Source organism: Methylobacterium sp. BTF04, assembly GCF_010692745.1.
Classification (GTDB): Bacteria; Pseudomonadota; Alphaproteobacteria; order Rhizobiales; family Beijerinckiaceae; genus Methylobacterium.
Window position 1 is genome coordinate 18,119 of sequence record NZ_JAAHTB010000003.1, and the last position, 19,005, is coordinate 37,123.

Annotated in this window: 15 protein-coding genes; 7 read left to right on the top strand and 8 right to left on the bottom strand. The window is 68.3% G+C overall.

All coding sequences use genetic code 11. The features are described from left to right. Window positions 1–80 precede the first annotated feature (80 nt). The 8 genes from G3T14_RS02705 to G3T14_RS02740 form a co-directional block, all read right to left on the bottom strand. On the bottom strand, window positions 81–1,661 hold the full coding sequence (locus tag G3T14_RS02705) for a cytochrome c (RefSeq protein ID WP_163639780.1): 1,581 nt from the start codon (window positions 1,659–1,661) through the stop codon (window positions 81–83). Between the two features lie 34 nt (window positions 1,662–1,695). Then, window positions 1,696–2,079, bottom strand: a complete 384-nt coding sequence (locus G3T14_RS02710; RefSeq protein WP_163639782.1) for a hypothetical protein — start codon at window positions 2,077–2,079, stop codon at window positions 1,696–1,698. After that, on the bottom strand, window positions 2,069–2,566 hold the full coding sequence (locus G3T14_RS02715; RefSeq protein WP_348645198.1) for a TspO/MBR family protein: 498 nt from the start codon (window positions 2,564–2,566) through the stop codon (window positions 2,069–2,071). The genes G3T14_RS02710 and G3T14_RS02715 overlap by 11 nt, the downstream gene beginning before the upstream one ends. Beyond that, window positions 2,563–3,747 carry a geranylgeranyl diphosphate reductase gene (locus G3T14_RS02720; RefSeq protein ID WP_163640124.1) on the bottom strand — a complete coding sequence of 395 codons (1,185 nt, stop codon included), beginning with the start codon at window positions 3,745–3,747 and terminating at the stop codon, window positions 2,563–2,565. Before G3T14_RS02720 ends, G3T14_RS02715 begins: the two co-directional genes overlap by 4 nt. A 41-nt stretch (window positions 3,748–3,788) precedes the next feature. Further along, on the bottom strand, window positions 3,789–5,126 hold the full coding sequence (locus G3T14_RS02725; RefSeq protein ID WP_163639784.1) for a BCD family MFS transporter: 1,338 nt from the start codon (window positions 5,124–5,126) through the stop codon (window positions 3,789–3,791). Next, window positions 5,126–6,037 carry a chlorophyll synthase ChlG gene (chlG, locus tag G3T14_RS02730; protein ID WP_163639786.1) on the bottom strand — a complete coding sequence of 304 codons (912 nt, stop codon included), beginning with the start codon at window positions 6,035–6,037 and terminating at the stop codon, window positions 5,126–5,128. The genes G3T14_RS02725 and chlG overlap by 1 nt, the downstream gene beginning before the upstream one ends. A gap of 110 nt (window positions 6,038–6,147) precedes the next feature. Beyond that, entirely contained in the window at window positions 6,148–7,605 is a 1,458-nt protein-coding gene (ppsR, locus tag G3T14_RS02735) for a transcriptional regulator PpsR (RefSeq protein ID WP_204262590.1), read from the bottom strand. 36 nt (window positions 7,606–7,641) lie between these two features. Then, window positions 7,642–8,460 carry a cobalamin B12-binding domain-containing protein gene (locus tag G3T14_RS02740; RefSeq protein ID WP_246732881.1) on the bottom strand — a complete coding sequence of 273 codons (819 nt, stop codon included), beginning with the start codon at window positions 8,458–8,460 and terminating at the stop codon, window positions 7,642–7,644. 358 nt (window positions 8,461–8,818) lie between these two features. Here G3T14_RS02740 and bchF point away from each other — a divergent pair, with 358 nt between their 5' ends. Genes bchF through G3T14_RS02775 form a run of 7 tightly spaced genes read left to right on the top strand, consistent with a single transcriptional unit; the run spans window position 8,819 to window position 18,998 of the window. Next, window positions 8,819–9,331 carry a 2-vinyl bacteriochlorophyllide hydratase gene (gene bchF, locus G3T14_RS02745; protein ID WP_163639790.1) on the top strand — a complete coding sequence of 171 codons (513 nt, stop codon included), beginning with the start codon at window positions 8,819–8,821 and terminating at the stop codon, window positions 9,329–9,331. Continuing rightward, entirely contained in the window at window positions 9,328–10,611 is a 1,284-nt protein-coding gene (locus G3T14_RS02750) for a ferredoxin:protochlorophyllide reductase (ATP-dependent) subunit N (RefSeq protein ID WP_163639792.1), read from the top strand. Before bchF ends, G3T14_RS02750 begins: the two co-directional genes overlap by 4 nt. Window positions 10,612–10,615: 4 nt before the next feature. After that, window positions 10,616–12,175, top strand: coding sequence for a ferredoxin:protochlorophyllide reductase (ATP-dependent) subunit B (gene bchB, locus G3T14_RS02755; RefSeq protein WP_163639794.1), 1,560 nt, complete (start codon window positions 10,616–10,618; stop codon window positions 12,173–12,175). Beyond that, complete coding sequence (locus tag G3T14_RS02760) at window positions 12,150–15,905, top strand: magnesium chelatase subunit H (RefSeq protein ID WP_163639796.1); 3,756 nt, start codon at window positions 12,150–12,152, stop codon at window positions 15,903–15,905. The genes bchB and G3T14_RS02760 overlap by 26 nt, the downstream gene beginning before the upstream one ends. Beyond that, window positions 15,902–16,795 carry a ferredoxin:protochlorophyllide reductase (ATP-dependent) iron-sulfur ATP-binding protein gene (gene bchL, locus G3T14_RS02765; RefSeq protein ID WP_163639799.1) on the top strand — a complete coding sequence of 298 codons (894 nt, stop codon included), beginning with the start codon at window positions 15,902–15,904 and terminating at the stop codon, window positions 16,793–16,795. The genes G3T14_RS02760 and bchL overlap by 4 nt, the downstream gene beginning before the upstream one ends. 11 nt (window positions 16,796–16,806) lie before the next feature. Further along, entirely contained in the window at window positions 16,807–17,565 is a 759-nt protein-coding gene (bchM, locus tag G3T14_RS02770) for a magnesium protoporphyrin IX methyltransferase (protein WP_163639801.1), read from the top strand. Beyond that, window positions 17,565–18,998, top strand: a complete 1,434-nt coding sequence (locus tag G3T14_RS02775) for a BCD family MFS transporter (protein WP_163640128.1) — start codon at window positions 17,565–17,567, stop codon at window positions 18,996–18,998. Before bchM ends, G3T14_RS02775 begins: the two co-directional genes overlap by 1 nt. Window positions 18,999–19,005 lie beyond the last annotated feature (7 nt).

Sequence of the window (19,005 nt, forward strand, 5' to 3'; positions counted from 1 at the left end):
CGATTGCCATAATGCCGAACTTCGAGAACTTTTACTGGCATCGACGCCTCATCACGTCGAACAGCGGGATAGATCAACGCTCAATTCGGCTTTGTCATGCCGCCAATCGGCGTCGGGTTGGCCGCCTGCTTTTCCGGGTTCTTCAACTGGCTGTACGCGATGCTGGCGAAGCTCCCGATGACCGCGTGCCAGCCGGCTTTTGCATAGGCCGGGTCGTTGCGGCCGGCCTTGCAGAAGGCGGTGGTGAGGCCGTTGACGATGTCGTCGTCCTTTGCACCGGGAGCGGCGGCCTTCACCTTGGGCAGCAGCGCGTTGAGGCGAGGAATGAAGTCTTCGAACGCGATTCCCTTCAGCGCCTCCGCCGTCCCGGCTGAATCGATCGCTTTGGCGACCTCCGGCTGGGCGATCTCGGCGCAGGGCGCGGTACCGGCGAGCATGGTCTCGGTCTGCCCGCGTGCCGAGCCGACGATGCCGCGTTCGGTGATGACCGGCGCGCTGTTGCCCCAGCTGTTGCGGACGTAATCCGTGACGTCGGCGACCTCCGCATCGGTCATGCCGGCCCCGATGGCCGGCATCGGCGCGTAGCCGTTCTGGGCGGACAGGCCGCCGAGAATCACGCGGATCACCGTTTCGGGACCCTGAGCCTGGACCGAGGTGTTGCCGGCCAGGGCCGGGATCGCGCCCTCGACTCCCTTGCCGTCGGGCTTATGGCAGGACGAGCAATAGCTGAGATAGGTCCCCGCTCCCGGCGCACCGGCGGCGTTGAAGGCTTGCAGATCCTTGACCTTGTAGGTCTCCTTGGCCTTTTGCGTGCGCAGATACGCCACCATCGCCTTGATGTCGGCATCCGTCATCTTGGACAGGGATTCCTCGATGGTCTGCCGCATGGGACCGGCGGCGACACCCGGACGGTCGCCGGGCGCGGCACCGGTCTTGAGGTAGGTCACCACCTGATCGTCCGTCCAGGCGCCGATGCCGGTATGGTCGTCGGGGGTGATGTTGGGGGCGTACCAGCCGTCGATGACGCCGCCGCCGAGCTTGCCCGCGAGGCCGCTGTTGCCGACGATCTTATTGGCGTTGTGGCACATGCCGCAATGGCCGAGGCCCTCCACGAGGTAGCCGCCGCGGTTCACCTCCGCGCTCGCCGCGGGATCGGGCTTGAACTCGCCCGCCGTGAAGAAGGCGGTGCGCCAGGTGATGAGCGCCGTACGGATGTTGAAGGGGAACGGGATCTCGGAGGCTTTGCGCGGCTCGTTCACCGGCTCCAGCGACTGGAGATAGGCGAAGATCGCATCGGAATCCGGGCGGCTCACCTTGGTGTACCAGGCGAACGGAAAGGCCGGGTAGAGGTACGAACCGTCCTTGTCGATGCCCTCGTGAAACGCCCGGTAGAAATCGTCCGCGGTCCAGTTGCCCAATCCCGTCTCCTTGTCGGGGGTCAGGTTGGGCGTCCGGATCTTTCCGATCGGCGTGTTGAGGACGTAGTTGCCGGCAAACGGCTTCCCGCCGGGCGCCGAATGGCAGGCGACGCAGTCCCCGGCCGTGGCGAGATATGCGCCGCGCTTGATCAACTCGGCATCGGCGCCCTGCGCCAGGGCCGAACCGACTGCGGAATAAAGCAGGATACCAGACCCGAGGCCGAAAGCGACGACGCGATGCATCAGATCTGTTCTCCGCGTGAACCGTAGAGTGGAATTATATTAGTTCATGGTTCGGGAACGCGACGGTTTCCGGCGCGGTTCCGGTGCCGCGTGCGGCCGGTTTGCCGCAGGCGGACCGATTCGCCGGCGCGCGAAGGCGCAGGGTCAGTTCGGCCCCGTGCGCGACGAAGGATAGGGCAAGACAGGCGGCGATCGCCGGCCAGTCGGCGCCGGTCAGCGCCGCTCGCACGGCCAGCATCAGGGCGGCGCCGGAGACGAGATTGCACATCAGCGGCACGAGGGCCGGCCCATACCCTCTGCGGAGGCGCCACCACGTCAGGATCGCTGCCTCGCAGGCGACGAGGACCAAGATCGCATCGATGATGCGCCCATTGGCGAACAGGCCTCCGAGGAGGCTCGCGATCCCATCAAGCGCCATGGAACGGACCATTCATGCGCACGATGGTCAGGTTCAGGTAGGCCGCGACGCCGACCCAGGCGAGATAGGGCAGGAGCAGCAAGGCGGCGGTGGTGGAGGACGGGAGCGTCACCACCACGAGCGCCAGCACCGAGAGCCAGAGGCCGAGCACCTCGACGAAGGCCCAGTCCGGCCGGCGCATGCGGAAAAACACCGCGCTCCAGGCGATGTTGAAGACGGCATTGACCGCATAGGCGACGAGGAGGTTGCGCCGGGCCGGCAAACTCGCGTCGGCCTCCCAGGCCAGGACGCCGGAGATCGCGGTCAGGGTGAAGATCGTGGTCCAGATCGGGCCGAAGGCCCAATCCGGCGGCTTCCACGTCGGCCGGCGCAGATTCTGGTACCAGGGGCCCGTGGTAGTGAGGACGCCACCCAGGATCGCCACCACGATGGCCGCCGCAGCGGCGATTCCGATGGGCGTCCAGTTCCAATCGCGCCATGCGATCACGGGGAGACCCAGCGGAACAGGTGGGCCAGATCCTTGAAGAAGATCCGCATATGGGCCATCGGCTTGGCGCGGACCAATTCCTTGTTCATGTAGGCGTCCCAGGTCAGTTGCTGGACATCCTTGTCACGGCAGATCGAGACGAAGCGCTCGCGCAACGCATCGTTGCGATACCAGAACCATTGCATGATCCTCAGGATGAGGAAGACGCGCCCGTGCAGCTTCATGAAGTCTTTTCGCGCGCGGGCGAGGGCGGTGGCCTTGCCGGTGACGAGAAAATCCTCCGCCGCCTGCGCCGCGAGGCGCCCGCCGAGCATCGCGTAGTAGATGCCCTCGCCCGAAGCCGGTGCGACGATGCCGGCGGCATCTCCCGTCAGCAGCACGTCGCGGCCGTTGTCCCATTTGCCGAGGGGCTTCAGCGGGAGGGGCGCTCCTTCGCGCCGCACCGTTTCGCCCGCGTCGAGCCCGCTCGATGCACGCAGATCGCGGATCGCACCCCGCAGGGAGAACCCCTTGCGGGCGCTGCCGGTGCCGATGCTGATCGTGTCGCCATGCGGGAAGATCCAGGCGTAGAAGTCCGGCGAGAGCTTGCCCTGGTAATAGACGTCGCAGCGCGTGCTCTCGACGTCCCCGCTGCCATCGGCGGGGCGGCGGACGATCTCGTGATAGGCGAACACCTGCTTCATGCCGGCATGGCCGGGTATTTCGGCCCGTCCCACCGCTGAACTCGCCCCATCGGCCCCGATGACGAGGCGGGCGCGGGCCCGCTGCGGGCTGCCGCCTTCGGTGTAATGGACCGTGGCGAGCCCTTCCGCGTCGCGCTCGATATGCTTGAAGCTCGCCGCCCGCAGCACCGCGCCGGCCTCCACCGCGCGCGTGCGCAGCCACGGATCGAAATGCTCGCGATCGACCATGCCGACGAAGCCGTCGCCGATGGGCATGTCGACACGCTTGTCCTTGGGCGAGATCATCCGGGCCGAGCGCACGCGGGCGACGAGGAGGTGATCGGGGATCGCGAAATCGCGGATCAGGCGCGGCGGGATCGCGCCGCCGCACGGCTTGATCTTGCCAGGCTTGTCGAGGAGCAGGACATGCCGCCCCGCCTGCGCCAGTTCGGCGGCGGCCGTGGCACCGGATGGGCCACCACCCACCACCACCACGTCGAAGATCTCGGGGTCGGCCATTGAACGGTCGGGCATGACGATCACCTCGTGGTCGGCAACGATCACTGTGCGGAGAGCTGGGGTTCGAAGGCCGCGCCGAGGCGGTCAACCCGGCGGGTTCGGGTCGCGGGTGCGTGCTCGATCCAGAGAGCGAGGGCCGCGCCGACGAGGAACAGGAGCGCCTCGCCGGTGAACACCGCGGCGTAGGCATGGACGGGCAGCGGCGTGACGAGGCGTGCGAGATCCACCGCCATGGTGCCGAGGAAGCCGCCGGCGCCGAACGCGACGCCCTGGGCCGCGCCCCACACCCCCATCCGAGTGCCGCGCTCGGCCTCGCCACCCGCGCCCGCCAGCGCCATCATCGAGCCGATGGCCGCCACAGCGAAGATGCCGTTGAACAGGCCCAGCCCGAACACCGCGGCGCGCAACGGAAAGTCGGGTCCGGTCAACCCGCCGCCGGCGATGCCGAGCAGCGCCAAAGCCGAACCGGCGCAGCCGACCGTGGTCCAGAGCTTCAGGGAGCCGAGGACCGGCCCGCCGATTCCCATGGTGAGGCCCGCGACCATGAGCATACCGGCGAGCACGCCGCCGTGCTGCAGACCCGCGAGCTTGGTGGTCACCCCCGGGGTCATCGCGAAGACGAGGCCGGCGAAGGGTTCGAGGATGAGTTCCTGTGCGCTGTAGGCCAGCATCGCCACGAAGATGAAGATCGTGAAGCGTCGGGAGGCCGGCTCCGCCCAGACCTGCGCCAGCACGTCGCGAAACGGCTTCTTTGCCACCGCATCGGCAGTCGGCGTCGCGCGCGCCGGCTCGATGCCGCGCACCGCCAGCACCGCGAGGACGAAGGCGACGGCCGAGACCGTGCCGGAGACCGCGACGAGCCGGGCGCCCGAGAACGGATCGAGGAAATGGCCGGCGAGGGGCGCGGTGATCGCGAAACCGGCGATCATCATCACCCAGACGATGGTGGCTGCAGCCCCACGTCTCCGCGCATCGACGCCGGTGGCGAGCAGCACCAAGAGGGACGTGCCGGCCGCCCCCGCGCCGATGCCGACGGTGAGGAAGGAGAACACCGCGAGGGAGAGACCGGCGGCCTGGTGGGTCTCGGCCAGGGCCGTCGCCACCGCCGCACCGAACCCGCCGAGCGCCAGGGCCGCCATGCCGCCGACGATCCACGGGGTGCGCCGGCCATGAACGTCGGACCCGTAGCCCCAACGCGGGCGCAACACCTGGACCGCGTAATGCAGGGCGATCAGCCCGCCGGGGACCATGGCCGGCAGGGCGAGTTCCACCACCATCACCCGGTTGATCGTCGAGGTCATCAGCACGACGACGGCGCCGAGCGCGGTCTGGACCAGGCCGAGACGGACGATCTGGCCCCAGCCGAAGGACGCCGCCATCACAGGACCCCCTGCCGAAGCGCGAACGCCGTCACCAGCATTCCGATGACATAGAGAGTGGTGCCGGTGCCATTGTACCAGGCTGCCTTTTCGCGCGGCTGCTCGAGCAGGCGGGACATCAGGGCGAGTTGCACGATGAGCAGCAGGCCCACCATCGTGGCGTGCCACGCATGGTCCCAGGCGGACAGGAGGAGAATGACCGCGACCTGTGGCAGCGCCATCACCACACAGGCGAGGCGCGCCGCCCAGTCGGTGCCGAGCTGCACCGGCAGGGAGCGGAGGTTCATCCGGCGGTCGCCCTCCACCGACTTGAAGTCGTTCAGGGTCATGATGCCGTGGGCACCCAGCGAATAGAGCAGGGCGACGATGATCACCCGGCGATCCGGCAATGCCCCGGCCATCACCGCGGCCCCGGTGAACCAGGGCAACCCCTCGTAGCAGAGCCCCACTGCGGCGTTGCCCCACCAGCCGTTCTGCTTCAGCCGCAGCGGCGGCGCGCTGTAGACCCAGGCGAGGGCGAGGCCGAGTATCGCCGCCCAAAACACCCAAAGTCCGAGGGCGGCAGCCACGAGGAGCGACAGCCCGGTCCAGGCGAGGGCCACGTAGAGGCCCCAGCGGCCCGGAATCCGGCCGGAGGGAATCGGTCGATTGGGCTCGTTGATGGCGTCGACATGGCGATCGTACCAGTCGTTGGCCGCCTGCGACGTAGCGCAGACCAAGGGGCCGGCGAGCAGGGTGCCGGCGACGATCACCAGCCAATGTCCGCTTGCCGGCACTCCCGACGAGACCACCCCGCAGGCAAAAGCCCACATGGGCGCGAACCACGTGATCGGCTTCAGGAGCTCGAGCAACGCGCTCGGAGCGGGAAGAACGCCGGCAGCGGAAGGGGCGGGGGATACGGACGTTGCCATGACCCGAAGGCTAGGTTTTCACCGCGCCAGGTGTCAAGTTTGATTTACACCTTGGATCGTCAAAAGATTTGTCCAACCCGTTCCAAAACCGGATCCGATCGACGTCCGGGTTATTCGGCCTCGTCGATGGGCTCGGGTCCGTCGAGGTCACCGATGCCATAACGTCGCAACTTGGCGTAGAGGCCCTGCCGACTCAGGCCGAGCATCTCCGCAGCCGACGCGCGGTTGTCCCGCGTGATTCGCAACGCCGCCTCGATGCAGAGCCGCTCGATCAGATCGGTTGATTCGCGCACGAGGTTCTTCATCGAGACACGGCCGACGAGGTCGGTCATCTGCTCGATGGAGCGCGGTAGATCACGCCCGCCGGCGGTGGACTGCACCATCCGCCGCGGCATCCCCCGCAAGGTGAACCCGAGACACGGCTGAGCCCCGCCGGTGACGGAAACGCCGGCGACCTCGACCTCCTCCAGGCCACCATACTCGCCACGAATCACCGTCGCGTGGTGGCGGACGGACCCGTGCTGGGCGAGCGTGGCGAACAGGGCCGCCGCCTCGGTCTCCTCGCGTCCGAGCCAGCGGTCGAGGGGTTCGCCGCGCACCTGCTCCTCCGTGGCGAGCTGGACGAGATCGAGGAAGGCCGGGTTGGCAGCGAGAATCCGCCGGCTCGGGTCGGTGACGACGAAGCCCTCGGGCAGGTTCTGGATCACGTCGAGAGCGCTGGCACCCGCACGGCTCGGCCCGCGCTCGGCCGCGTCCGGCTGGCTCGATGACAGACGCATCAGCACGCTGGTGGTGCTCTCCTGCCGGAACAGGGAGGCGGCGATTCGGGTGTCGCCGCGCCCGCCGCCGAGCCGGGCGACGAGGTCACCCGCCTGGCCGGTGACCCGAAGGCCGGCAAACAGCGATTCGAGGTCGCGGGCGCTGCCGGCGTCGAACAGGTCGACCACGTCGTGGCCGATGATCCGCTTGTCGGCCTTGCCGAGGAGGCGTGCGCAGGCCGGATTGACCTCCGTGACCCGGCGCGTGCCGGCATCGACCACGAGGACCGGCTCGCCGGCGAGCTGGAACAGGAGGCGGTAGCGGGTCTCGGCACCGCGCATGCGCAGGTAGTCGCGCTCCAGCGCCTGCTGCGTCTCGGCGAGCTTCTGCTGCAGGGAGGCCATCGCCCGCAGGTTCCGGCCGATCACGATGACCGGGCCCTTATCGGCGAGCCGCATGGCGGAATAGCGGATCGGCAGGTCGATTCCGGTGGCGGAGACGTGGTTCACCTGGCGCCAGCGGGTCATCGCGCCCGGCGCCGCGTCCTTCAGCAGCGTGATGATCTTGGGTCGGCTCTCCACCGTGACCGTCTCGATCCAGGGGCGACCAAGCCAGCTCTCGCAGCCTTCGCCCACGAGATCGGGACTGCTGAACGCCCCGTCGCGAATGACTCCCTCGTCGTCGACGACGAGGGAAAGGTCAGTCGCGGCAGCAACGAGCATCCCGGCCGCCGCAGCGTCGAGGGGGCCAAAACTGTTATGGAGCGCCGCAAACGTATCGCGTGCGGCAGGAAATGCCAGGCTGGTCAAGGATCACCACGTCGTGATGTCGTCGGGGCGGGTCTTTCAACAGGGTCTGGCCGGCAGATCAAGCAACCGCTCGGCAATGCTGATGGCAGTGCGCGCGTCACAAGCCGTCGCGTCTGCGCCGACTTGTGTCAAGTAGCCGGGATTGGCCGTGAAGATCGGTCCACCGACCATGACACGAACCGCACGATTCTGCGAGCTTCGTCGCATATCGCTCACGGCCTCGGTCAGAGTCGGCAGCAACGTCTCGCATCCGAGCGAGAAGCCGATCACGTCGAACCAGCAGCCACGCACGCGGTCGCTCGGGTTCACCGATGGATCCCGAACCGTGCTCGTCACGTCCCATCCGGCGTCCCGAAAGAACCGCTCGATCAGGGCGAGACCGAAGCTGTGCTTTTCGCCGGGGCAGGGCAGCAGCAGAATGCTGCGTCCATGGCGGTGCTGCGGTGTCTCTCCGCCGTACCGCAGGGTGAGATCGTGCATGATCCGCTGCAGACGGCCCATCGCAATGGTCATCTCGGCGAAATCGCACAGGTCGTCCTCCCACAGGACGCCGAGATGACGCGCGGTCGGCGCCAGCAGGTCGAGCAACAGGCTATCGAGAGACAGACCGTCTTCTACCAAGGCGGTGATGCGGTTCTCGATGTCATCGCTGGCCGGTGACAAGATCAGAGCAGCGAACGTCGCAATCTGTTCACCGTCTGGAATTATATTGCTTTTCTCATTCGAAAGACCCGCGCGATGCGCGATCATCAGTCTTGGAATGATCTCCGACTCGACGACGCTCGCAAGCTCGCCGTGCCAGAGTGTCGCGCGATCGAGTCCCGCGAGCTTTGCAACGACTTCGGACTCGTCCAAGCCCGATACATCGCGACCTGCACGTCCGTAACAAGAACGCTCACCTAACTGCCTCATGTCATCCATTGGACCCTCCCAATGTGGCTGACGGCTTCTTTTTTGTCTCGACCTTTACTGTCGAGCTTCGCGTCGCCGGCTCGTGTGAACAACCGACACGGCCTGTTCAGACAGGCGGGCCTTGACCGCGACGATACGGACGGGAACTGGTTTTGCAATCCCCAATCTATAACTATTCTGCATTCAAATCCGAAAAGGAAATTGACGTAAAGCCAGCTTGACACTCTTCCGAGGGCTTCCTAACCTCCTGATCAACGGGCTCCCGAAGAGGGGCTTGGACAAGCAGGCGAGGGCGGAAGCGATGAGTCTAAGAGGGGGCCAGACGAGACGACCTCTCTACGACGCGGCCGAACGGGCACGCCGCGACGCCTCCCCCTGGACCCTGGTTCAGGGCCTCCTCGCCCCTCTTCAATTTATCGTGTTCCTGGTGAGCCTCGGCCTCGTGCTGCGCACGTTGGCGACGGGCGAGGGTGCGGCAGCGGCCAACGCCTCGATCGTCGTCAAGACCCTGGTCCTCTACGCGATCATGATCACCGGCTCGATCTGGGAGAAGGTGGTGTTCGGGCGCTACCTGTTCGCCCCGGCCTTCTACTGGGAGGACATGGTCAGCATGCTCGTGCTGGCCCTGCACACCGCCTACCTGGTGGCCCTGGCGACCGACCGGCTCGACACCACCGGCCTGATGCTGCTGGCGCTGGCCGCCTACGCCTCTTACGCGATCAACGCGACGCAGTTCCTCCTGAAGCTCCGCGCGGCCCGTCTCGACGCGAATCGCACCGTCTCCCTGCCGATCCAGGCGGAGGCGGCGCGATGAACGCGCATGCCCCGATCCCCGCGCTCGACCCCGGTTGCGCCGTCGACATCCGCCAGGAGCGCGGGCAGCGGGCGGTGTTCTGCGGACTCACCGGCATCGTCTGGCTGCATCGCAAGATCCAGGACGCGTTCTTCCTCGTGGTCGGCTCGCGCACCTGCGCCCACCTCATCCAGTCGGCCGCTGGGGTGATGATTTTCGCCGAGCCGCGCTTTGCCACCGCGATCATCGACGAGCGCGATCTCGCCGGCCTCGCCGACATGAACGAGGAACTCGACCGGGTGACGCGGCGCCTCATCGAGCGCCGGCCCGACATCCGGCTGCTGTTCCTCGTCGGCTCATGCCCGTCGGAAGTGATCAAGCTCGATCTTTCGCGGGCCGCGCAACGCCTGTCGCAGAGCTTCCATCCCGACGTGCGGGTGTTGAGCTATTCCGGCAGCGGCATCGAGACGACCTTCACGCAAGGCGAGGATGCCTGCCTCGCCGCCCTCGTCCCCGAAATGCCGCGCGAAGCGACCGATGCGGCGGCGTCCCTCCTCGTCGTGGGCGCGCTGGCCGACGTGGTCGAGGACCAGTTTTCGCGGTTGTTCGCGGAGCTGGGGATCGAAACCGTGCGGTTCCTGCCGGCGCGCCGGGCCGGAGATATGCCGGCCGTCGGCCCCAATACCCGCATCCTCCTGGCCCAGCCCTTCCTCGCCGACACCGCCCGCGCCCTCGAGGCGCGCGGCGCCACCCGGCTTCCCGCCCCGTTCCCGCTCGGGGCCGAGGGCACCACGGCCTGGCTGAAGGCCGCCGCCGACGCCTTCGGCATCGCCCCGGACCATTTCGATGCGGTCACCGCGCCGGGCCGCGCCCGGGCATCCCGGGCGCTCGACCCCTACCGGGCGATGCTGCGCGACAAGCGGGTGTTCTTCTTCCCCGATTCGCAGCTCGAGATCCCGCTGGCCCGGTTCCTGTCCCGCGAGATGGGGGCCGCATTGATCGAAGTCGGCACGCCCTACCTGCATCGCGGCCATCTCGCGCCCGAACTCGCTTTGCTGCCGCCCGGCACGCAGGTGGTGGAAGGCCAGAGCCTCGACGCCCAGATGGACCGCGCCCGCGCCGCCCGGCCCGATCTCACGGTGTGCGGCCTCGGCCTCGCCAATCCGTTCGAAGCCGAGGGGCTCGCCACCAAGTGGTCGATCGAGCTCCTGTTCACGCCGATCCAGGGCTACGACCAGGCCGGCGACCTCGCCGAGCTGTTCGCGCGTCCGCTCAATCGCCGAACCCGGCTGGAGGTCTAGCGCCATGCAATTGACGCTCTGGACCTACGAGGGACCGCCGCATATCGGCGCCATGCGGATCGCCACCGCGATGCGCGGCCTGCATTACGTGCTGCACGCTCCCCAGGGCGACACCTACGCCGACCTGCTGTTCACAATGATCGAGCGGCGCGATACCCGGCCGCCAGTGACCTACACCACCTTCCAGGCGCGCGATCTCGGCTCGGATACCGCCGAGATCTTCAAGACCGCTGTGGCCGACGCCTACGAGCGCTTCCGGCCGCAGGCGATGATCGTCGGCGCCTCGTGCACCGCGGAGCTGATCCAGGACGATCCGGGCGGCCTCGCCAAAGCGCTGGCCCTGCCGATCCCGGTGATCCCGCTGGAGCTGCCGGCCTATCAGAAGAAAGAGAACTGGGGCGCTTCGGAGACCTTCTATCGGCTGGTGCGCGCGCTGGCCGGGTCCACCGCCGAGGTCACCCCCCGCGAGGGCCGGCGCCCGCTCTGCAACATCCTCGGACCGACGGCCCTGGGCTTTCGCCACCGCGACGACCTGGTGGAGATCGAAAAGCTCCTGGCGGCCTTGGGCATCGACGTGAACGTCATCGCCCCCTCGGGCGCCAGCCCGGCCGATCTCGGACGGCTGGGGGCGGCCGACTTCAACGTCGTGCTCTACCCGGAAGTCGCGCGGGCCGCCGCCCAGCACCTTCTCAAGACCTTCGGCCAGCCGATGGTCGAGACCGTGCCGATCGGGGTCCAGGCGACGATCCGCTTCGTCGAGGAGGTCGCCAAGCTCGCCGGCGTCGATCCCGCACCGGTGCTCGCCGGCGCGCCGTCGCGGCTGCCATGGTACTCACGCTCGGTCGATTCGACCTATCTCACCGGCAAGCGCGTCTTCATCTTCGGAGACGCCACCCACGCCCTGGCCGCCGCACGGGTCGCGGCCACCGAACTCGGCTTCAAGGTGGTGGGCCTCGGGACCTACACCCGCGAATTCGCCCGCGAGGTCAGGGCTGAGGCCGCCCTCCACGGCATCGAGGCGACGATCACCGACGACTATCTCGACGTCGAAGCCGCGATCCAGGGATGCCAGGCCGAACTCGTGCTCGGCACCCAGATGGAGCGCCACATCGCCAAGCGGCTCGGCATTCCCTGCGCGGTGATCTCGTCGCCGATCCACGTCCAGGATTTTCCCGCGCGCCACTCGCCGCAGATGGGTTTCGAGGGCGCCAACGTCCTGTTCGACACCTGGGTCCATCCCCTGATGATGGGGCTGGAGGAACACCTGCTCGGCATGTTCCGCGAGGATGTCGAGTTTCACGACGGCGTCGCGCCCTCGCATCTCGGCGGCGGCGAGCGGGCGCCCCAGCCCGAGCCCATCCGTATCGAACCCACGCCGGTCGCCGAGACCCCGTCCACACCCGCCTTCGTCTGGGACCCCTCCGCCGAAAAGGAACTCAAGAAGATCCCGTTCTTCGTGCGGGGGAAGGCCCGCGCCAACACCGAACGCTTCGCGCGCGAGCGCAATCTCGCTGTCGTCACCGTCGAGACGCTCTACGATGCCAAATCGCATTTCGGCCGCTGAGCCCGTCCCGATGCGCGTCGTCATCGTGACGATGGACACGCATCTCGCCAGCTCCGTCGAGCGGGCGCGTTGGAGCCTGCGCCGCGAGATCCCCGGCCTGTCGCTGGTGCTGCACGCCGCCACCGAGTTCGGCAGCGACGCCGAAAAGCTCGCCCGCTGCAAGGCCGACATCGCCAGCGCCGACATCCTGCTCTGCGCAATGTTGTTCATGGAAGACCACTTCCAGGAAATCCTGCCGGACCTCGTGGCCCGCCGTGAATCCTGCGACGCCCTGGTCTGCATGATGAGTGCGGGTCCGGTGACGAAGCTCACTCGCATCGGCGCCTTCAGCATGGATGGCAGCCAGACCGGTCCGATGGCGTTGCTCAAGCGCCTGCGCGGCGCGCCCAAGGAGCGGTCCTCCAGCGCCGGCGCCGCGCAGATGAAAATGCTGAAGCGCCTGCCCAAGATCCTGCGCTTCATCCCCGGCACCGCGCAGGACGTGCGCGCCTACTTCCTCACCCTGCAATACTGGCTCGCCGGCTCGGACGAGAACGTCCTCAACATGATCCGCGCGCTGGTCGATCGCTACGCCGACGGCCCACGCAGGGGCTATCGCGGTAAGCTCAAGGCCGCGGCGCCCGCCGTCTATCCGGAGATCGGGGTCTATCATCCGCGCCTGCCCGGACGGATGTCGGAGGAGGCGGGCGGCCTGCCCGCAGACGGCACGCGCGGCACCGTGGGCGTGCTCGGCCTGCGCTCCTACATGCTCGCCGGCAACAGCGCCCATTACGACGGCGTCATCGCGGCCTTGGAGGCGCGCGGCCTCACCGTGATCCCGGCCTTCGCCAGCGGCCTCGATTCGCGCCCGGCCATCGAGCGCTATTTCTTCAAGGACGGGGTTCCGGCCATCGACGCGATGGTTTCCCTCACCGGCTTCTCGCTGGTGGGCGGCCCCGCCTACAACGACGCGCCGGCAGCGCAGGACATCCTCGCCCGGCTCGACGTCCCCTACATCGCCGCCCATCCGGCCGAGTTGCAGACCCTGGAGCAATGGGGCGCCTCCGATCGTGGCCTGCACCCGGTCGAAGCCACCATCATGGTGGCGATCCCCGAACTCGACGGTGCCACCGGCCCGATGGTGTTCGGCGGGCGCTCCAACAAGTCGGGCCAGCCCTGCCAGGGCTGCCATGTGGCCTGCGTCTTCCCCTCGGGCGAGGACGATCGCGACATGCATGCCTGTATCGAGCGGGCCGGCATGCTCGCCGCCCGCGTCGAGAAGCTGGTGCGGCTGCGCCGCTCGGACCGCGCCGAGCGCAAGGTCGGGATCGTGGTGTTCAATTTCCCCCCGAACGCCGGCAACACCGGCACCGCCGCCTATCTGTCGGTGTTCGAATCGCTTCACCGCACCCTCACCGCCATGAAAGCGGCGGGCTACGACGTGGTGGTGCCCGGGAGTGTCGAGGCCCTGCGCGAGAGCGTGGTGACGGGCAACAGCGCCCGCTACGGCGCCCAGGCCAACGTCCATGCCCGCATCCCCACCGACACCCATGTCCGGCGCGAGCGGTATCTGGCCGAGATCGAGGCGCAATGGGGTCCGGCCCCAGGCAAGCAGCAATCCGACGGCGCGTCGCTCTTCGTGCTCGGCGCCCAGTTCGGCAACGTCTTCGTCGGCGTCCAGCCCGCCTTCGGCTACGAGGGCGATCCGATGCGGCTGCTCTTCGAGAAGGGCTTCGCGCCGACCCACGCCTTCTGCGCGTTCTACCGCTGGCTGCGCGAGGATTTCAAAGCCCACGCGCTCATCCATTTCGGCACGCACGGGGCGCTCGAGTTCATGCCGGGCCGCCAGACCGGCCTGTCGGCCACCGACTGGCCCGACCGGCTCATCGGCGACATGCCCAACATCTATCTCTATGCGGCCAACAACCCTTCGGAGGGCGCCATCGCCAAGCGACGCTCCGCCGCGACCCTGATCAGCTACCTCACCCCGCCCATCGCCCATGCCGGGCTGTATCGCGGGCTCGTCGACCTCAAGGCCTCGATCGAGCGCTGGCGCGGCCTGGAGCCGGAGGCCGCCCACGAACGGGCGGAACTCGCGATCCTGGTCCAGGCGCAAGCGGCCCTGGTCGATCTCTCGCCGGCGGAGCCGGCTTGGGGCGCGGACGCCGCCGAGGCCATCGCCCGCATCGGCCGCGAGATCCTGGAGCTCGAATACACCCTGATCCCGCACGGGCTCCACGTGGTCGGCGAGCCACTTTCGTCCGAAGAGCGCGTGGACATGCTGCTGTCCATGGCCGATTCCGCCCACGGCGTCCGCCTGGAGCGCGCGGCGGTGACCGCCCTCGTCGCCGGTGCGACACCGGAGGCCGCCCTCATTGCCGCTGGCCCGGTCCCGAAGGCCGCCGATCTCGCCATCCTGCGCGAGTTGAGCCTCACCGACCGGCAGCTCACGGAGGACCACGAGGTACCGGCCTTGCTGCGGGCGCTGGACGCCCGCTTCATCCGCCCCGCCCCCGGCGGCGACCTGCTGCGCACCCCCGCGATCCTGCCGACCGGGCGCAACCTCCACGGCTTCGACCCGTTCCGCATTCCCAGTGCCTACGCGGTGAAGGACGGCGCCGCCCAGGCCCAGCGCCTCCTCGATCGCCACCAGGCCGACGGAAAACCGCTTCCGCAATCCGTCGCCATCGTGCTGTGGGGCACCGACAACCTCAAGAACGAGGGCGGCCCCATCGCGCAGGTGCTGGCGCTGCTCGGCACCCGGCCGCGCTTCGACGGTTATGGCCGGCTCACCGGCGCCGAGCTGATCCCGCTCGCAGAACTCGGCCGGCCGCGCATCGACGTGGTGGTGACGCTCTCGGGCATCTTTCGCGATCTTCTGCCCCTGCAAATCAAGCTGCTGGCCGAAGCCTGCCTGCTCGCGGCCTCCGCCGACGAGCCGCCGGAGCACAACTTCGTCCGCGTCCATACGCTGGCCTACCAGCGCACCCATGGCGGCGACTTCGAGACGGCGGCGCTGCGGGTGTTCGGCAATGCCGACGGCGCCTACGGCTCCAACGTCAACCACCTCATCGAGAACGGCCGCTGGGACGCGGAGGACGACCTCGCCGAGACCTATTCGCGCCGCAAGGGCTTCGCCTATGGCCGCGACGGTCGCCCGGTGCAGCACTCAGCACTGCTGAAGAGCGTGCTGGCCGACGTCGATCTCGCCTACCAGAACCTCGATTCGGTGGAACTCGGCGTCACCACCGTCGACCATTACTTCGATACGCTCGGCGGCATCAGCCGGGCGGTGAAGCGGGCCAAGGGCGGAATCGAAGCCCCGGTCTATATCGGCGATCAGACCCGCGGCGAAGGCTGCGTGCGCACCCTCAACGAGCAGGTCGCCATCGAGACCCGCACCCGCATCCTCAATCCCAAATGGTACGAGGGCATGCTCGCCCACGGCTACGAGGGCGTGCGCCAGATCGAGACCCACGTCACCAATACGATGGGCTGGTCGGCCACCACCGCGCAGGTCGACCCTTGGGTCTACCGCGAAATCACCGCAACTTTCGTCCTCGATCCAGCCATGCGCGAACGCATGGCGGCGCTCAATCCGACCGCTTCGGCCAAGGTGGCCAACCGCCTGATCGAGGCACACGAGCGCGGCTTCTGGCAGCCTGACGCAGCCATGCTCGACGCCCTGGCACAAGCCGGCGACGAGCTCGAAGATCGCCTCGAAGGCATCACCGCAGGGGTCGCAGCATGAACATCGCCATCCGTAATCCGGTCGCACCCCGCCAGCCGGAGGGCAGCGTACAGGTCGAACTCGACCCCAACCTCAAGATCGGGACGGCGAAGGTCTTCGCCGTCTACGGCAAGGGCGGCATCGGCAAGTCGACGACCTCGTCGAACCTGTCGGTGGCGTTCTCCAAGCTGGGCCTGAGGGTGCTGCAGATCGGCTGCGACCCCAAGCACGATTCGACCTTCACCCTCACCAAGCGCCTCGCTCCCACGGTGATCGATGCGCTGGAGGCGGTGCAGTTCCACTCTGAGGAGCTGCGAGTCGAGGACTTCGTGGCGGAAGGCTACAATGGCGTGATGTGCGTGGAGGCCGGTGGGCCGCCGGCCGGCACCGGCTGCGGCGGCTACGTCGTCGGCCAGACCGTCAAGCTGCTCAAGGAGCATCACCTGCTCGAAGATACCGACGTCGTCATCTTCGACGTGCTCGGCGACGTGGTCTGCGGTGGCTTCGCTTCGCCGCTCCAGCATGCCGACCAGGCGCTGATCGTCACCGCCAACGACTTCGACTCGATCTTCGCCATGAACCGGATCGTCGCCGCGATCCACGCCAAGTCCAAGAACTACAATGTCCGCCTCGGCGGCGTCATCGCCAACCGCTCAGCCAAGACCGACGAGATCGACCGGTTCAACGCCGCCGTCGGCCTGGAGCGGATCGCCCACTTCCCCGATCTCGACGTGGTCCGCCGCTCGCGCCTCAAGAAGTCGACCCTGTTCGAGATGGAGCCGACCCCGGAGCTCGTGGCGATCACCACCGAGTACATGCGGCTGGCCGCCCATCTCTGGGCCGGCGGCAAGCCGCTGGCCGCGATCCCGATGAAGGATCGCGACCTGTTCGAATTCCTCGGCTTCGATTGAGGACCGTCACCATGGCCACCGCGACCTACGCCGAGCGCCGCTCGCAGCTCACCACCTACTTCGACCGCACGGCGGCCGAGGCCTGGGCGCGCCTGACCTCCGACGCACCCGTTTCCAAGATCCGCGCCACGGTGCGGGCCGGGCGCGACGCCATGCGGGCCAATCTCCTCGCCTGGCTGCCCGACGACCTCACCGGCCTGCGGCTGCTCGATGCCGGTTGCGGGACCGGCGCGCTCAGCATCGAGGCGGCCGCACGCGGCGCCGAGGTGGTGGCCATCGACGTCTCGCCGACCCTGGTCGGGCTGGCGAAGGACCGCGCCGAGGAGCGTCTCGGGGCAGGGCGCATCGATTTCCGGGTCGGCGACATGCTCGACCCCTGGCTCGGCCGCTTCGACCACGTGGTGGCGATGGATTCGCTGATCCACTACGCCACCCCCGATATCGTCCGGGCTCTGGCCGAACTGTCGCTGCGCACCGACGGGTCGGTGGTGTTCACGGTGGCGCCGCGCACGCCGCTGCTCACCCTCATGCATTGGACCGGGCGCGCCTTCCCGCGCGCCGACCGGGCGCCGGCCATCGTGCCGGTGGCGGAGGCCGATCTGCGCCGGCGCGTGGCGATCGAACCGGTCCTCAGCGGGTTCGACCTCAGCCGGACGCACCGGGTCAACAGCGGCTTCTACCTGTCGCAGGCCTTCGAGCTGACCCGCCCGAACGCACTCCCGCCCGCTCCGCAGGCAGCCTCTCCCGCCGAGGGGGGAGGCTCCAGATGATCCGTCTCGGCGACACCATGGCCCGGGGCATCATGAAGCTCGGGCCCGGCATCCTGCCCTTCGCGGATGCCGCCACGGTCGAATTGCCGATGGGGCGCCTGCTGCGGCTCTCCCTGTTCCAGGTCACCGTCGGCATGGCCGCGGTGCTCCTCATCGGCACCCTCAACCGGGTGATGATCGTCGAACTCGAAGTGCCGGCCTGGATCGTCGCGGTGATGCTGTCGCTGCCGCTGGTCTTCGCTCCGTTCCGCGCCATCGTCGGCTTCCGGTCGGACACCCACCGCTCGGTGCTCGGCTGGCGCCGCGTCCCGTACATCTGGTTCGGGACGATGCTGCAATTCGGCGGTCTCGCGATCATGCCGTTCGCCCTGTTGATCCTGTCGGGCGACACCACCGGGCCGACTTGGCCGGGGCATGTGGCGGCGGCCCTCGCCTTCGTCCTGGTGGGTGCCGGCCTGCACACCACGCAGACGGTGGGCCTGGCGCTCGCCACCGATCTCGCGCCGGCCCATGTCCGCCCCAAGGTGGTGGCCCTGCTCTGCGTGATGCTGCTGGTCGGCATGACGGTGAGTGCCGTGGTGTTCGGGCTGCTGCTCGCCGATTTCTCTGCCCTCCGTCTGATCAAGGTGATCCAGGGGGCGGCGGTGATCACCATCGTGCTCAACGGCATCGCCCTGTGGAAGCAGGAGGCGCGCGATCCCGGCCGCACCGACAAGTCCGCGCCGCGCCCCGCCTTCTCGGAATCCTGGGCGCAATACACCGCCAGCGGCCGTGCGCGTCGGCGCCTCGTCGCCACCGGGCTCGGCACCGCCGCCTTCTCGATGCAGGACATCCTGCTCGAGCCCTACGGCGGCCAGATCCTTCGCCTGCCGGTGGCCGCCACCACGGCGCTCACCGCCATGCTGGCCGCCGGCGGCGGAATCGGCCTGCTGTGCGCCGCGCGCTGGCTCAACCGGGGCGGCGATCCATTCCGGGTGGCGGCAGCCGGGGCCGGCGTCGGAATTCTCGCCTTCTCGGCGGTCATCTTCGCGGCGCCCCTCGATTCGGCCCGGCTCTTCACGGTGGGCGTCACTCTGATCGGTCTCGGCGGCGGGCTGTTCGCTCACGGCACGCTCACGGCCTCCATGTCCAAGGCCGGCCCGGAGGATACCGGACTGGCGCTCGGCGCGTGGGGCGCAGTGCAGGCCAGCGCCGCCGGCCTCGCCATCGCGGCGAGCGGCATCCTGCGCGACGTCGGCTCGTATCTCGCCACGTCGGGCGCCCTCGGGGAGGGCATGAACGTGCCCTCTACCGGCTACCTCATCGTCTACCACCTCGAAATCGCACTGCTCTTCGCGACCCTGATCGCGATCGGGCCGCTCGTGCGCGACACCGCCATGCGGCGCACCGACGGCTCCGCCGGTCGTCACGTCCTCGCCAACCCGTCAGCTTGAGAATCGG